Source organism: Pseudomonas sp. NPDC090208 (genome assembly GCF_044746785.1).
Taxonomy (GTDB): domain Bacteria; phylum Pseudomonadota; class Gammaproteobacteria; order Pseudomonadales; family Pseudomonadaceae; genus Aquipseudomonas.
Genome location: NZ_JBIVCU010000001.1, coordinates 231,891 through 246,828, shown reverse-complemented (window position 1 = coordinate 246,828; position 14,938 = coordinate 231,891). Strand labels below are relative to the sequence as shown.

Annotated in this window: 11 protein-coding genes; 6 read left to right on the top strand and 5 right to left on the bottom strand. The window is 60.6% G+C overall.

The genetic code is table 11. The features are described 5' to 3' along the window. Window positions 1-385 precede the first annotated feature (385 nt). Entirely contained in the window at window positions 386-4,408 is a 4,023-nt protein-coding gene (locus tag ACIPL0_RS00990; RefSeq protein ID WP_400594700.1) for a dermonecrotic toxin domain-containing protein, read from the top strand. Window positions 4,409-4,507: 99 nt separating this feature from the next. Here the strand turns inward: ACIPL0_RS00990 and ACIPL0_RS00985 are convergent, their stop codons facing one another. Next, the gene (locus ACIPL0_RS00985; RefSeq protein WP_400594703.1) at window positions 4,508-4,990 is read right to left on the bottom strand and encodes a DUF3261 domain-containing protein; all 483 of its coding nucleotides are present in this window, start codon (window positions 4,988-4,990) and stop codon (window positions 4,508-4,510) included. A gap of 288 nt (window positions 4,991-5,278) precedes the next feature. Here ACIPL0_RS00985 and ACIPL0_RS00980 point away from each other — a divergent pair, with 288 nt between their 5' ends. Continuing rightward, on the top strand, window positions 5,279-6,058 hold the full coding sequence (locus tag ACIPL0_RS00980) for a ParA family protein (protein ID WP_400594706.1): 780 nt from the start codon (window positions 5,279-5,281) through the stop codon (window positions 6,056-6,058). Between the two features lie 154 nt (window positions 6,059-6,212). Here ACIPL0_RS00980 and ACIPL0_RS00975 read toward each other — a convergent pair whose 3' ends face one another. Then, window positions 6,213-6,584, bottom strand: a complete 372-nt coding sequence (locus ACIPL0_RS00975; RefSeq protein WP_400594709.1) for a PAAR domain-containing protein — start codon at window positions 6,582-6,584, stop codon at window positions 6,213-6,215. Between the two features lie 135 nt (window positions 6,585-6,719). After that, window positions 6,720-7,154 (bottom strand): thioredoxin TrxC, encoded by a 435-nt coding sequence (trxC, locus tag ACIPL0_RS00970; RefSeq protein ID WP_400594712.1) that lies wholly within the window; start codon window positions 7,152-7,154, stop codon window positions 6,720-6,722. Between the two features lie 158 nt (window positions 7,155-7,312). Between trxC and ACIPL0_RS00965 the strand changes: the two genes are divergently transcribed. From ACIPL0_RS00965 to ACIPL0_RS00950, 4 genes are all read left to right on the top strand, one after another. Further along, window positions 7,313-8,017 (top strand): aspartate/glutamate racemase family protein, encoded by a 705-nt coding sequence (locus ACIPL0_RS00965; RefSeq protein ID WP_400594715.1) that lies wholly within the window; start codon window positions 7,313-7,315, stop codon window positions 8,015-8,017. A gap of 72 nt (window positions 8,018-8,089) precedes the next feature. Continuing rightward, window positions 8,090-8,377 (top strand): type II toxin-antitoxin system HigB family toxin, encoded by a 288-nt coding sequence (locus ACIPL0_RS00960; RefSeq protein WP_400594718.1) that lies wholly within the window; start codon window positions 8,090-8,092, stop codon window positions 8,375-8,377. A 3-nt stretch (window positions 8,378-8,380) separates the two neighbouring features. After that, window positions 8,381-8,782, top strand: a complete 402-nt coding sequence (locus ACIPL0_RS00955; RefSeq protein WP_400594721.1) for a type II toxin-antitoxin system HigA family antitoxin — start codon at window positions 8,381-8,383, stop codon at window positions 8,780-8,782. A gap of 270 nt (window positions 8,783-9,052) precedes the next feature. Next, a complete protein-coding gene (locus tag ACIPL0_RS00950; protein WP_400594724.1) occupies window positions 9,053-9,925 on the top strand; it encodes a hypothetical protein in 873 nt (290 codons plus the stop codon). A 110-nt stretch (window positions 9,926-10,035) separates the two neighbouring features. On the opposite strand, the gene selO is transcribed toward ACIPL0_RS00950, so the two are convergent. Both selO and mscK read right to left on the bottom strand, forming a co-directional pair. Beyond that, window positions 10,036-11,499, bottom strand: coding sequence for a protein adenylyltransferase SelO (gene selO / locus ACIPL0_RS00945; RefSeq protein ID WP_400594726.1), 1,464 nt, complete (start codon window positions 11,497-11,499; stop codon window positions 10,036-10,038). A gap of 48 nt (window positions 11,500-11,547) precedes the next feature. Next, window positions 11,548-14,928, bottom strand: coding sequence for a mechanosensitive channel MscK (gene mscK, locus ACIPL0_RS00940; protein ID WP_400595189.1), 3,381 nt, complete (start codon window positions 14,926-14,928; stop codon window positions 11,548-11,550). Window positions 14,929-14,938: the final 10 nt, after the last annotated feature.

The following is a 14,938-nucleotide window of genomic DNA, read 5'->3' as shown; positions in this document are numbered from 1 at the left end:
GATTAATGATTGCCAAATCAATTTTTGAGAGTGAGTGCCTTATATGTCGAATATATCTCGCGGTTCTTATATACCTCCTGCTGTTCAGCATAGACATATGACGGGGGCACACCTGGCCAGGAATGATCGCCGTCAGGGATCGAAAGCGGAGCAGGACGATAAGGTAAATCAGCTGGCCAGGCATCTCGGGGCACACTCAGGAAATATCGATAGAAAAAACAACGCTGCAGGCTTTCTTGCCTTGGCTCAACTACTGACCTGCGTGGCAAATACAGCGATCGCCTCCAATGATGCTTCAACTCTCGGCCGACAGGCGCGAAACGCCGAGTCTACGGATAACAAGCCCCCGATGGGCGCAAGTCATAAGCCGCCTCAAGACTCGACCTTGGGCAAACATCCCAGTCGGTTTCCTGAACTGTTGAAACCACCCGCAGGGCCTGAGCAGTCTGTGAAAGACATCGCCGCGGATACATCGTCGTCATGGCTGATGCCGGGTGCCGAGGCACTCCCGCTACCGGCTCGGACAGATGTTCCCCGACTGTGGCGCACGCTGGCGTCGTCATCCGCTGTCACCGCTGAAAACCCGGCGCAGACCAACATGTCTTTCTCTGCCACAACATTGCAGGTTGCCAGCGAAACGACTGCCGGCACGGATACCGTCGAATCAACGACCGAGAGTGTCGCGGCACTGGATGACGAACCCTTGTTCGTGGCGGGCGTCGAGCAAAGTGCAGAGCAACAACAGCGCACCATGGCTGACATTGCGGTCGCTCAATTGTGCGCGCGTTTGCCGGAGAAGGGGTTCATTCCAGAAAAGAGCCCATTGTTCTTTGCCCTGCTCACGCAGTTGCCCGACTGGCCGGCCGATACCGCGTTGAACATTTTTGACGATACAGGCAACCGTCTTGAAAGCTATCAAAAAGGCGGGCGGATCGAAGACATCAAGCAGACGGTGAGTATCACCCGACTCAGTAACGGTGAGTTCGTTTTCGTGGGGGACCGCAGGGCTGGCGCCAACAATCAGGAGCAATTGCTGGAGTTGGTTCTGAGGCAGTTACCCCGTGATTCACGCCTGGGGGCGGGCGGGGATTTTCCCGGTGCGGAAAGCCTCGCGGGGCAAATCGTTACCATCCGCCAGCAGATGGGCGCTCTGGCTCGCGAAAACCAGCCGCTGTTATTCGACGCGCACATGAAAGGCCACCACTTCAGGGCTGATCCGGCAGAAGTCAGTCGCAATCCGTTCTTGCCTTTCTGGCAGCACCAGGCGGCGGCGCCGAAGTCGGCAGTCATGGGCGCGTTGAATGCCCGCTTTCCCGAGCTGTCCGATGCTCGCCTGGATGAACTGCGACAGCAAAACCCCATGAGTGAAAGCGAGCAGGCATCCCTGGTCAGCCATGCGACAGTGCCGGTCGATTTTGCAGAGGCCGCCGAGGCGGCAAAAAAAGAGATTCGCCGCGACAACGCGCTGGACGCCATCTACCGGACCAGGCTGTTCAATCCTGATGCCGATGCAGCAGCTATCGGTGTGCTGCAGGGCCTGTTGGAAGAGCGCTGCAATCGAACGCTGCTGATTGTCGAGCCTGAGCAGCGCCCCGTCGACCTGAGTGATGTCGATCCTCGCGCCGTCGTGCTCTGGCACGATGGCAACGGCAACTATGAAGCGCAGGACATGATCAACGGAGGGGTCATCCCGTGCACGCGTGGCAGCGACAGCCTTTACCTTGCGCTGGGCGCGCCGTTGCAGCCCCATGAGCGACAGTCGTTGGGCATGCAGTCTGAAACCGAGGCCGCCGGCATTCGTCAGGTGGTCGGCGACGTAGTGGCAGAGCGGATCGGTGGCTGGTTTTCTGTTGAGGAATACCTGCAGCAGCGGGCACCTGTCGACTATCAGAAGGACTATCCGCAGTGGCTGAAAGATGCTTCTCCAGCGGATCGCCGGGCGCGTAACGAGGCTCTGGGTGTGTACTTGCAGGCCTCTAACGAAGCGCAGCAGTCCGGGCTGCCGAACGTCAGCGAATTTGGCCAGCGCGAACGCATGCTCGAATATGCGAAGGAGCAGTTGACCGCGCGTCTCACCGCTGACCTGGGGAGCACGCTGGACCCTGACCAGATCAGAGTCATCACGACCGATTCTCGCCCGGCCGACTATGGACCCGTCCTGCTGAGTCCCGGAGAGCCGCCGGTCAGTATTGGGGTGATCGCCTCGCTCCCGAAGGTCACTAATCGCACCTTGTGTGAAGTCGCGCTGGATAACCTCCATCTGCTGGACCTGGATTACTGGCTCACCGTGAAGTTCGAGGATGCGCAAGGCGAACCGATCCCGTCTCTGACCGCCAAGTACGTATATGACACCCTTCGTGACCTTGACGTCGGGCGAACCTATGAGGATTTCCTCAACACGCATCTGCTGACGTCTCCGGAAGCGCAGGCGCGCCGCGAGCGCTATGCGAACGTCATGGCGGCGCAGATGCGTGTGGACGTTATCGAAGCCAGCATGGCAGGCGATTTCATCGACAACACCAGACGCGCGCCGGATCTGCGGGACCGAGGCGTGCGCTGGGTCAATGCGGTGCTGGATGCCCCCGTTGACGACCGTCACCGCGCCCGCATCGATGGTTATCACATTCAAGCCAGATCGCTTGAGATCAATGGCGTCGTGCTGGATGACGTCATGCTGATCGGGCCTCGCGAGCCCACCAGTGTCGAAGCCGTCGTGGTGTATACCCCTGAGGGGCCGCAAGGGAAGCGTTTTCAGGAGTTCACCGATGCCGCGCACCTGCGTCGTGAGTTTCTCAATAACCCGTCATTTCGCGATTATCTGTTGGCGCGGGTGCCGCTGGGGGAGCGCCAGGCGTTGCGTACGGCGCTGGAAAGTGCCTCGCCCTCTGCCACCAGTCTGAATACTCGGCCGATAACCGAAGATATCTATTACACGACCTACAACCACAAGGCGTTACGTGCCATTGGCAGTGTTGACGAGCAGACGACATCCACTGCCGAGCACAACCTGCAACTGGCTTTTACTGTGGCCAACATGGTGATGGACATCGGGCTGGTGTTCACACCGTTCAAGATATCGCTGCCTGTGGCGCTGGGGCGCAGCATGTTTGCGTTGACGGACTGCAAGCCGGCTGACAATCGTTCGGGCCCTTGTCTCGAAGCAGCCTTGATGCTTTTGGACGCAGTGCCTGGACTTGGGGCCCGTAGCAAGGTGGCCGGTCACACACTGGATGCCCGATGGGCGCTCAAAAGCAGGCCTGTGGGCACGAAAGTCCGTACGGATGGCATCTACAACGGTGTGCTGGAAAAACCGCTCCCACATGGCGGGAAGCAACATTTCATTCAGGACGGCAGTCAGACCTTTCAAGTGCGTTATGACCCGAATGATGCGCTGGAACCGAGTTGGAAGGTCGTCGACCCGCGCCGTCCCGACGCGTACTACCAGCCGAAAGTCGAGCGTAATCCGCAGGGCCGTTGGGTGTATCGGAACACCGGCCTCGGCGGCGGTAGCCCCCTTCATATCGATGCCGATCTGTTGGCGCAGGCGCAACAGAATCCTGCGCTGCGGCAGCTTTCTCCTGCCGAGACGGCTGCTTACCTCAACTACCTGCAACAGCAGCGGGAGGTCAGGGAGATCAGCAAGTTGCTGACCGCCCTTGAAACCAAGGGCAAGGACGGCATGACGCGCCCGCACCAGCAGTTGCACGGTGCAGCCATGGTCAAGGTGGAAGAGATGCGAGCCGCGGCAGCCAAGCTGCCATCGGTGGACGCTCGGGGGAGCGCTGGGTCGGGGGCTGGCGAGAAGCGTCCGGCGGACGTCGGGGTTGATGCTCAGGCTGGGCCATCAGCCAAGCGCCCAGCGGTGGAGGCAGGGCCGGGGTCGAGTGCTGCGAGGGTCACCGAACGAGTCATTCCCATGGATGAGTGGCCGGACTCCATTTATCACTACACGACCCAGCATGGCCGTGCCGGTATTCTGCAAGAGGGCCGCATCAACCCGACCGCTCCACCAGGTAAGGACGCGTCGGCCGCCGCGAAGAGAATGTCACGGCTTGATCTGGTTTATGTCACCGATCTGAAGCCAGGCAGCAAGAGCTTGTCGGCAATCGCCGTGGACACGGTCGGCCTGACCGCGATCGGTGGTTCTCGGAAGGCCAAGGTCACTCATTATGTGCAGCTGGATTTGCGCAGACTGAAACAACGGTTGGCTGGGATGAGCGAGGCAGAGTTGCGTAGGGAGGGCGTCAAACTGGTCAAGGTTGAGGGGGCGGGGATTTCCAATCACGTGTATGGCTTGCAGTCAGCCAGTGCGTTTGGTGATGTGAAGGTGATCTCCAGCAAGTTCAGCAGCGAGAAGCCGATCGTCGTCAGCAGTGGCAAGACGCCGATTGACGCGAAGAAGCCTTGATCAAAAAGCCGCTGTCGATTATTGCGGCAGCGGCTTGATGGCGCCGGGGGAGAGCGGGTCTGGGGCGATGTCTCAGGGCGTGGGCGCTCAGCTACGCGGTCATTGATTGGCCTTGCCTCGCACGGGGCTGACGATGTAACGCAGGCCATCTTCCAGCGTGATGCGGAAAAAGCCTTCGCTGGCGTAGTCGACGCTCCAGCGCTCATCCAGGCTGCGGCCATGGGGGCGCAGAACGGCGCCCGGGTAGTTGAAGCGCACGTCCTTTTCCGGGGTCAGGGCGAACAACACGGCGGCGAACAGCTCGCGGGCCTCGGGATCCTGCGACTGGTCGTCGGCCTTCCAGGTGTCTTCGTGCAGTTCCTGGCGGGACAGTGTGTTGCCCGCCGAGTCCATCAACGAGCAGAGCACGCCGTGGCGTTCTTTCTGGATTTCCAGCTGCCAGTCCAGATGCTGGCCGGCCTGTTCGCGCTGGACATGCAATTGCTGCGGGAACTTGATGTGGGGCAACTGGGCCGGCAGCGGCACCTGGCTGGCGCAAGCGCTCAGTAACAAGGCACAGACCAGCGCAAAGACACGGTTCATCAGGTATTACCTTCCAGTGGCGCCGACAGTGACCTGCGCGGCGGTTACAGACAGATTCTTGCGCATGGCTGAAACAGCGATGTGCTTTACAGGCGCATGATCCTCATGAAAACGACATCTAGCAATTTGTAAGTAGGAAATTTCATCCATATACATGGCTTTCGTCAGTTTTGGCCGACGGTTTTGTTCGAAGTCCTCGCCTCCGTCATGCGCTTTGCCTAGACTCGGGACCCATCTCCGGGCCGATCAAGGGCTCGCTACAGCAACAGTGCGACAGGGAGTTTCGACATGCGGCGTGTGGTGTTCAATCAGAAGGGCGGGGTCGGCAAATCGAGCATCGCCTGCAACCTGGCGGCGGTGAGTGCCAATGAAGGTTATCGAACGCTGCTGATCGACCTCGATGCTCAGGCCAATTCGACGCAATACCTGACCGGGCTTACCGGTGAAGACATTCCCATGGGGATTGCCGACTTCTTCAAGCAGACCCTGTCATCCGGGCCTTTCTCGAAAAAGAACCAGGTCGATATCTATGAAACGCCTTTCGACAACCTGCATGTGGTGACCGCCACCGCCGAGCTGGCCGACCTGCAGCCCAAGCTTGAGGCCAAGCACAAGATCAACAAGCTGCGCAAGTTGCTCGACGAGCTGGATGACGACTACGACAGGATTTATCTGGACACTCCACCTGCGCTGAATTTCTATGCGGTTTCGGCGTTGATCGCTGCTGATCGTGTGCTGATTCCCTTCGATTGCGACAGTTTTTCTCGCCAGGCGCTGTACGGCCTGCTCAAGGAAGTCGAAGAGCTGAAGGAAGACCATAACGAAGAACTGGAAGTGGAGGGCATCATCGTCAACCAGTTCCAGTCGCGGGCCAGTCTGCCGCAGCAAATGCTCGACGAGCTGATCGCTGAAGGCCTGCCCGTGCTGCCGATCTACCTCAACAGCTCGGTGAAGATGCGCGAATCCCATCAGGCCAATCTGCCACTGATCCACCTCGAACCACGGCACAAGCTCAGCTTGCAGTTCGTCGAGTTGCACCAGTGGCTGGAGAACAATGCGACGGGATAAGCCGCGTTCATCTGTAGGAGCGCGCTTGCCTGCGATTGCGCCGGGGTCGCGTCCGACCGAAGTCGTCGTGAATCGGCAAACGCGGTACATCAGACAGATCGCATGTGCAGGCTTTACGACGGGTTCCCCGCCGGTCGCGGGACAAGCTCGGTTCCTACGGCTCAGGATTTTGTTGCATCGCCTTCATCAATTGCTTCGCCCGCTTGCGGGCCCTGTCTGCCAGGTCCGCCGGGATGTCGATGGTGGCTTCCAGATCTGCCTTGAGCTGATCCTGGCTGGACAACAAGCGATGGCTGCCGTCCGGGCAGTCACAGCGAACGATTTGACCGTCGGTCGCCACGGCTGTGATCTGATCGATATAGGTCGGATTGCCTTGAGCGATAAACCCTATGCGCTGACACGCGGCACACCACACCGGATCGCCCATGCAAGCCAGTCTGCGTTCTTCCCAGACCTGGCTTGCCGAGGTTTTTAGCACCATGCCGCCGGTGCTGGTGGTATCGCCTTCCCTGATCACGAATGTCATCGTTTGCGCTCCTGACTGCCATTGAAAGTGGCTAAGCCTAGGTCGCGAAATCGACGCTCAGGGCGCTGTCCCGCGTTTTCGGAGTTGTCCTACCGCAAACGCAGGCACAGGCTTCGTCGTGCGAGGAATAAACCGTCAGATTCCCTGGCTGGCGAGCCACGCGGTGAGTTGTTGCAGCGGCATGGCACCGCTTTGACGTGCCACTTCGCGACCGTTCTTGAACAGGATCAGGCTGGGAATCGAACGGATGCCCAGTTGCGCCGACAGCTGCTGATTGGCTTCGCTGTCCAGCTTCGCCAGGCGCACGCGGCCGCTCAGTTGTGCGGCGGCCTGTTCAAAGGTCGGCGCGAAGGATTTGCACGGCCCGCACCAGTCGGCCCAGACATCCACCAGCAGCGGCAGATCGCCCTTGATCTGACTGGCGTAGTCGCCCTGAGTCAGGTCGAAAGGCTTGCTCAGCAGCACCGGCTGCTTGCAGCGCCCGCATTTGGGCGAATCGCCCAGACGGTCGGCGGGGATGCGGTTGAGACCATTGCACTGCGGGCAGGGGATCACTAAAGGTTCGGACATGGCAGGCTCCTCGATAAAGGCCAATGGCGCTGTAGATGGTGTCATGGGTTGCCGTTATCAAGCGCGACTGTACCGCCTGCTTGCCGCGCCGCTGTCTCTGTCCACAACGAATGGATCGGGCCTAGGCTGTTCTGATCATTCATAAAGCGGAGAAGCACATGCAGACCCTCGGCGTACTGGGCGGGATGAGCTGGGAATCCACGGTGACCTACTACAAGTTGCTCAACGAAGGCGTGCGCGACCGTCTGGGCGGTCTGCATTCGGCGCCGCTGTTGCTGCATTCGGTGGACTTCGCCGGCATCGCCGCGCTGCAGAAGTCCGGGCAATGGGACCTGGCCGGCGAGCAACTGGCCGATGCCGCGCGCGGGCTTGAGCGTGCCGGGGCCGGCGCGATCCTGCTGGCGACCAACACCATGCACAAGGTCGCTGCCGCCATCGAGGCTGCCGTGGATATTCCGCTGCTGCACATCGGCGATGCTGTCGGTCAGGCGCTACAAGCCCGCAAGGCCAGCCGTGCGGCGCTGCTCGGCACTCGTTTCACCATGCAGGAAGATTTCTACAAGCGGCGCCTGGCCGAGCGTTTCGACATCGAGGTGATCGTGCCGGATGCCGAAGCGATGGCGGAGGTTGACCGGGTGATCTTTGCCGAGCTGTGCGTGGGGCAATTCCATAAGCCGGCGCGTGATTTCTATCTTGGTGTGCTGGAGACGCTGCGCGATCAAGGTGCAGAAGCCGCGATTCTCGGCTGTACGGAAATCGGTCTGCTGCTGGAAGGCGTGGAAAGCCCGCTGCCACTGGTGGACAGCGCCGAAGAGCATGTGGCGATGGGGTTGGGGTGGTTGGCAAGCGCTCGACGCTCATAGTGATATCGCAATTTGCGATTTTTTTCAGCGAAGGCTATGCTGTCTATCGCAAAGTGCGATATGGAACATCGGATGCATGTGATCACGGAAAAGCGAATCTGGGAAGCAAAGGCAAAATGGCCTCACGCTGCAACAGCTCTGGATACCTGGTACAGATTGATCAAGGCATGCCGTCCCGCCGACTTTGCTGCCATGAGGGCAATTTTTCCTGCCACCGATAAAGTCGCGCAGTTCCACGTTTTTGATATTGGCGGGAATAAGATCAGGCTGATAGCGTCAGTCCACTACTCGTCGCAGCGCCTTTACATCAAACATGTTCTGGATCACCGCGAGTACGACAACGGCAAATGGAAGGAGTAGGCGATGAGCGCTCTGGTCAAGCAGGCTACAGAATACTGGCATCACGTGGCGCCATTACTGAACAAGCCTGAGACAGAAGAAGAATACGATCTGCTTGTCCGCTCTCTGGACGAGCTGCTGGATATCATCGGTGAGAGTGAGATTCACCCGCTCAATCGCCTGGCTATCCTGATTGGCAACGCGATAGAGGCCTACGATCATGAGCACAGGCCAATGCCTCAGGTTTCGGGTATTGAGACATTGCGTTATCTGATGCGCGAACATGGGTTGAATCAGGGTGATCTTCCAGAAGTGGGGACCCAATCTGTGATTTCTGAAATTCTTTCCGGTAAACGGCAGATCAATCTCAGGCAGGTTCGACAACTGTCCGAGCGTTTTTCCGTGCCGGTGGAAGTTTTCATCTGACGGCGTCAATCATTGAGACTCCGGTCGCTTTTCGAGCATTTCGCGATCATGAATTTCCGACGTTGAAGAAGCTTCCAATACTTCAATCCGAAAATTTTTATTCTTTTTGAACAACGGTTTGGACGCCGGTTTATAACCGGTTAACCCCATCGGACTATCCGTTCGCCCAACTGTGCCTCGGCCACGTCCGGCGATAGCCTCTCCCTCAAGGGGCCATACAGGGACGTATTCGACGCAGCAGCCCCTGCTCAATCATTACAGGGACTGCCAATGATCAATCACCTCGTCGCGGCGGCTTCGACCGCGCTCGCCAACAAGCCCGCCACTGTTACAAATACCCCGGGCAAACCAGAGACAGCGGTCGCACAGACCGTGAAGCCCGGAGCGGACAAAGCCAGTTTTTCCACCCTCGCCCGGCAGCTGGATGAAAGCGCCACCCGCGCGGCTGCCCGTGATGCGCGGCTGAGCCATGACGAGTTGAGAAAGCACGGTGTGCTGCGAATCAGCGAATTCATGATCGAAACCAAGGACGCCAACAGCGGCACGCGGGCAATGGAGCTGCCCAAGAGCAATGACCCTGAATTGCACGACCGTGCCCGCCGCGCCAGCGAGTTTGTGACTCGCACCTTGGGCGGCGACAGGAGCGCCAAGAGCCCGTTCGAAAACCTGTCCCGTGAGCAGCTCAATCTGATCGCCTACGACGACAGTGGCACCTTCACGCTGAACGAGCGGCGCGCGGCCTGGCATGGCGTGCAGAAGTTGAATGAAGAATGGCGCGACGCGCACATTCCACAAGGCGTCCTGGAGCAGGCCCGCACCGGCAAGGCCACCGGGTTCTACAACGAGGCGCTCAACTACCTGAAATCCCTGCCGGGGATCGAAAAGGCCGTTGATTATCCACAGCAGGCCGAAGCGATCATCGAAGCCCGTATCAAAACCGACCAGACCCTGCCGGGCTTGTCAGGCATCAACACCCGGGGTGCGCCGGCGCGCAAACATACCCTCTACGACGTCCTGGCCGGCATTGTCGACAGCAGCAACCGCAAGGACAAAGAAAGCAGTCCGGGCAGCCTTACCACCATCAGAAAGGCCACGCCCAGAACGTCTGCCGTGCCAACGAGCATGGCGCAAATCAAACAATGAACCGCATCCTCCTGTAGGAGCGCGCTTGCCCGCGATTGCGCCGGATCTCCAGCGCCTCTGTCTGCTGACACACCGCAATCGCGGCCAAGCGCGTTCCTACAGCCCCTCGGTCACGAGGAGCAACTGATCTCCAGATGCTTGCCCCAGTCCGGCGGCCGCTGTGCATAACTTTCCATGTCGGGCTGCTCCTCGAACGGTTTGCACAGCACCTGATGCAGGCGGCGCACTTCGCTGTAGTCGCCTTGTTCGGCGGCTTCGATGGCGCGTTGCGCCAAGTAGTTGCGCAGGATGTACAGCGGATTGACCGCGTGCATGCGCGCGCGGCGTTCCTCTTGAGTGCCGTTGTCTTCGCGGGTGATGCGTGCCTTGTAGGCGTCGGCCCAGGCATCGAAGCCGAGCATGTCGACGAAGTCATCGCGCAGCTTGCCGACAGCGGCATCGACCGCTTCGTCGCCCAGGTGGCGGAAGAACAGGCTGTAATCCACGCCGCTGTTCTGCATCAGTTGCAGCAGGCGGGCGATCAGGTCGGCGTCGTCATCTTCGGCCGTGGTCAGGCCCAGACGGCGGCGCATCAGGTCCAGGTAGTGCGCCTGGTACAGCGGTAGAAACAGTCCCAATGCCTCACGTAATGCTTCGACACTGATGAACGGCGTCCAGGCCTGAGCCAGTGCGCTGAGGTTCCACTGGCCAATCGGCACTTGATTGCTGAAGGAGTAACGCCCTTCGTGGTCGGAATGGTTGCAGATGAAGTTCTGGTCGAAGTCGTCGAGGAAGGCGAACGGGCCGAAGTCGAAGGTGATGCCGAGGATCGACATGTTGTCGGTGTTCATCACCCCGTGACAGAAACCGTAGGCCTGCCACTTGGCGATCAGTTCGGCCTGGCGCTCGACGATGGTCTTGAACATCGCCAGATAGGGCTCGGGCTGCTCGCGGCATTCCGGGTAATGCAGTTCCAGCACATGATCGGTCAGCTGTTGCAGCGCCTCGTTCTGTTTGGTGTAGAAGAAGTACTCCATGCTGCCGAAGCGCACATGGCTTTGCGCCAGTCGCAGCACCATGGCCGCCCGTTCTTGGGTTTCACGCCAGACCGGGGTGCTGGAGCCGATCACGCAGCCCGCACGGCTGGTCGGAATGCCCAGGGCATGCAGGGCTTCGGAGGCAAGAAATTCGCGGATCGACGAGCGCAGTACCGCGCGACCGTCGCCCATCCGTGAGTAAGGTGTCTGCCCGGCGCCTTTGAGGTGCAGATCCCAGTGCTCGCCGGCGTCGTTGTACACCTCGCCGAGCAACAGGCCGCGACCGTCGCCCAGACGCGGGTTGTACGAGCCGAACTGGTGGCCGGAATACACCATCGCCCGTGGATCGGCCTCCGCCCACAGCTTGTGGCCGCTGAACAGCTCGGCGAACACCGGCTCCTGTGCCGCTTCCGGTGCCAGATCGAGCAGCGCCAGTGCCGCATCGCTGGAAACCACAAGGCGCGGCTCGGCGATCGGCTCGGGCAGGACGTTGGTGGAAAACGTGTCGCCCAGACGGGCGAAACGGTTGTCGAAGATCAGCTCGTCGAGGGCTTTCACGGAGTGCCTCCAGCAGAATGTCCGAGCATTCTGCTGGGTATAACGGCGTCAGTCGAGCCTGACGTCCGGAGGCTCTGGCGCATCCTTCGGCGCTTTGGGCATCGGCGTCGAGGTGGCTACCGGCCCCGGCAGGCTCTTTTGCTCGGGCTCGATGGGCACCATCTTGTACTCCTGACCCTGCATGTTCTTGAGATAGACCTCCATCTGCCGGAACGAGATGTTGATCTTGTGCTTCTTGAACTCCTTGTTGATGAAGCGGTTGATCTCGTCGAGCACCGGGTTACGGTCGCCCAGATCGTGTACGTGCATGCGCAGCTCATGGTCCAGCGTGCTTTCGCCGAAGTTGAGGAAGTACACGATCGGTGCCGGCTCCTTGAGCACGCGGGGACTCTCGTCGGCCGCCTGCAGCAACAGCTTGCGCACCAGGTCCAGGTCCGAGCCGTAGTCCACGCCCAGTTTCAGGGTGACGCGGGTGATGGTGTCGGTCAGCGACCAGTTGATCAGTTGGCCGGTGATGAAGGTCTTGTTCGGGACAATGATGTCCTTGCGGTCGAAGTCGGTGATGGTGGTCGCGCGGATGCGGATCTTGCTCACCGTACCCGACAGGTTGCCGATGGTGATGGTGTCGCCGATGCGCACCGGGCGCTCGAACAGGATCATGATGCCGGAGATGAAGTTGGCGAAGATCTCCTGCATGCCGAAACCCAGCCCGACCGACAGCGCCGCCACCAGCCATTGCAGTTTGTCCCAGCTCACGCCCAGGGCCGACAGCGTGGAGACGAAACCGACGCCGGCAATGGTGTACGACAGCAGCGTGGTGGTGGCGTAGGAGCTGCCCTGCTTGAGGTTCAGCTTGGACAGCACCAGCACTTCCAGCAGACCCGGCAAGTTGCCGGCCAGCACGAACGTGATGCCGATGATCACCAGCGCGCCGATCAGGTCACCGAGGCTGATCGGCACCATGCTGATATTGGTGCCGGTGCCGCTGGTGTATTCGTAGAGGGTGATGTTGTCCAGGTAGGAGAACACGGTGATCAGGTCGGCCCAGACGAAATACAGCGCACCGACGAAGGCGCCGAGCAGGGCCAGACGAATCAGGCGCAGCGACTGCTGGTTGACCTGCTCGATGTCCAGGGTCGGCTCTTCTACCGGGATTTCACCGTCGCCGGCTTCTTTCGCGGCCAGGCGTTTGCTCAGGGCGCGGTGGTAGGCCAGACGGCGGGCGGCGACGCTCAGACCACGGACGAAGGCGGCTTCGATGACCAGCCAGAGCATCAGCAGGTACAGGGTGTCGATCAGCCGGTCGCTGAGTTTCAGCGCGGTGTAGTAGTAGCCGAAGCACACCGCGATGAACAGCGCCACTGGCAGGGCGGTGAAGGCCAGCCCCACGGCGCGACGGAACAGCGAGGCGTTCTGGTGGGTCGGGCTGGTCAGCAGCAGGCGCGCCAGCAGCCAGGTCATCATCGCGTAACAGGTCAGCACCACGGCAATGCCGATCACGTCGTCCGCCAGGGCCGACGGCTCGTGTTCGGCCACCGCAACCACCGTCACCAGCGCCAGCACCACCAGTCCGAGGCGGCGGATCCAGCCGCGCAGGAATTCGACCTGGGGCTTTTCCCAGCGGAAGTGCAGCTGTGCCACGCCGCCTGGCGCGAGGATCCGGTAGGCGGTGTAGAACACTAGCCAGGCCAGGGCGATCTGCATCAGCGCCGCGCCGAGGTTGACGTTCTGCCCACGGGCGTCGATCTGCAGGGCAAAGGCGCACAAGGCCAGCGCGAGGGCCAGCGGCATGGCCAGCAGGATATTGATGAGGATCGCCAGCGGTGTTTGCCACTGGCGGTCACGCTTGAAGTGACCGATGTCGCCGTGCAGGCGGTTGAGCTTGCCGTACAGCGCCTTGCGCTTCCAGACCAGACCGCCGATCACCAGCAGCAGCGGCAGGAAAATCAGCGGCCGCTGAGTCAGACCGTCGACCAGTTCGCTGACGCTGGAGGTCCACGGCAGGGTGGTGAGCTGCTTCATCAGCCGTGGCTGCATGCGCTGGAACCATTCCAGATCCAGCGGCTTGTTGCTGGGAATCCAGAACATCTGTTCGTCCAGCGTTTCGCGCAGGCTGATGGCGGTGCTGACCAGCTGTTTCTGGTTGAGTTGCAGGGTGATCGACTCGTTGAGCAGGGCGCTCAGTTCGCGGTTCAGGCGCTCCAGCAGTTCGCTGCGGGTGGTCGCCAGGTCGAGCAGGGTCTTGCGCAGGGCCGGGGTGACGTCTTCCGGCTTCTGCGTCGCCAGCAGGGTTTCCACGTACGCGGCCGGGTTGCTCATCTGCTCGCGTTGTTGGTTGATCTCGAACTGATACAGACGGATGTCGGCGATTTCATCGGCCAGACCGCTGTCGAGCTTCAGATGCGGCAGCGACTGCTTCTGTTTGTAGAGAATCTTCGACAGCAGCAGGCTGCCGCTGAGCACGTTGATCTGCTCGTCCAGCGCCTGGTCGGTCTGGGTCAGGGCGTCGAGCTGGGTCTTGGTCTTGAGGTTCTGCTGGGTCAGGTCGTTGAGGCGGTTGGTGCCGCGCAGCAGGTAGTCGGACAGCTTGAGGTTGGCCGCCGTTTCGGTCGCCAGCAGGCTGCTGCCCCCGGCTTTCTGCGCCTCGATCGACAGCTGCTCCACGGTTTCCTGGGATTGCGCACGGCGTTTGTCGTTGATCAGGGTCTGCAGGTCCTGGATTTCCTGATCCTGGCGGGCGACCTTCTCGGTCAGCAGATCACGCTGGCTGCCACCCAGATCCTGCAACTGGCTGTTGCCGGCCAGCTCCTGACGGCGCAGGGCGATCAGCGCATTGAGCGAGGCCAGCTCGGCGTTCAGCTGGTTGCGCTGGTCGGCATTGATGGCCTTGCCGGCATCGCGACCCGATTTGAGGATGCCGTTGATGGTCTGGATGCGCGTCTGGCTGTTGCTGATCTCCGCCTGGGCGCGCTCGGGGCGGGTCTGGGCGGTGATGGTCAGGGTGTTGGCGTCGTTCAGGGCCTTCTGCAGATCGGCTTGCTGGGCGCTGCGCTGGCTGAGCAACTGCTCAAGGGCGGGCACATCCTGATTGGCATAACGCTGGGCCACCGGCAACGGCCGCACGCCCTTGAGGCGGGTCAGCTCTTTCTGGTTCTCGGTGGTCTGCTTCGGCGCATCGGCCAGCTGGCGCTTGAGGTCGTCCAGCTTCTGCTGGTTGTCCTTCTGGCTGGCGAGAAAGCCCAATGTCTGTTCCAGCACCTGAGTCAGGGCTTTCTGGTCATCGGCCGACAGCTTGCGGTCGGCGATCTTGTCCAGACTCTGCTGGACCGACGCCGCGGAAGGTGGAGGAGTATCGGCGGCCAGCGCCGGCAGGGATGACAGGCAGAGCCCCAGCAGGGCTGAGGCAAGGAAAGTACGCAGCGTGAACATAGACACCGGG

Coding starts and splice junctions, on each gene's coding strand:
- ACIPL0_RS00955 (WP_400594721.1), top strand. CDS start 8,381: ATGAGCGCTCTGGTCAAGCAGGCTACAGAATACTGGCATCACGTGGCG.
- ACIPL0_RS00960 (WP_400594718.1), top strand. CDS start 8,090: ATGCATGTGATCACGGAAAAGCGAATCTGGGAAGCAAAGGCAAAATGG.
- ACIPL0_RS00950 (WP_400594724.1), top strand. CDS start 9,053: ATGATCAATCACCTCGTCGCGGCGGCTTCGACCGCGCTCGCCAACAAG.
- ACIPL0_RS00975 (WP_400594709.1), bottom strand. CDS start 6,584: ATGACATTCGTGATCAGGGAAGGCGATACCACCAGCACCGGCGGCATG.
- trxC (WP_400594712.1), bottom strand. CDS start 7,154: ATGTCCGAACCTTTAGTGATCCCCTGCCCGCAGTGCAATGGTCTCAAC.
- ACIPL0_RS00965 (WP_400594715.1), top strand. CDS start 7,313: ATGCAGACCCTCGGCGTACTGGGCGGGATGAGCTGGGAATCCACGGTG.
- mscK (WP_400595189.1), bottom strand. CDS start 14,928: ATGTTCACGCTGCGTACTTTCCTTGCCTCAGCCCTGCTGGGGCTCTGC.
- ACIPL0_RS00980 (WP_400594706.1), top strand. CDS start 5,279: ATGCGGCGTGTGGTGTTCAATCAGAAGGGCGGGGTCGGCAAATCGAGC.
- ACIPL0_RS00985 (WP_400594703.1), bottom strand. CDS start 4,990: ATGAACCGTGTCTTTGCGCTGGTCTGTGCCTTGTTACTGAGCGCTTGC.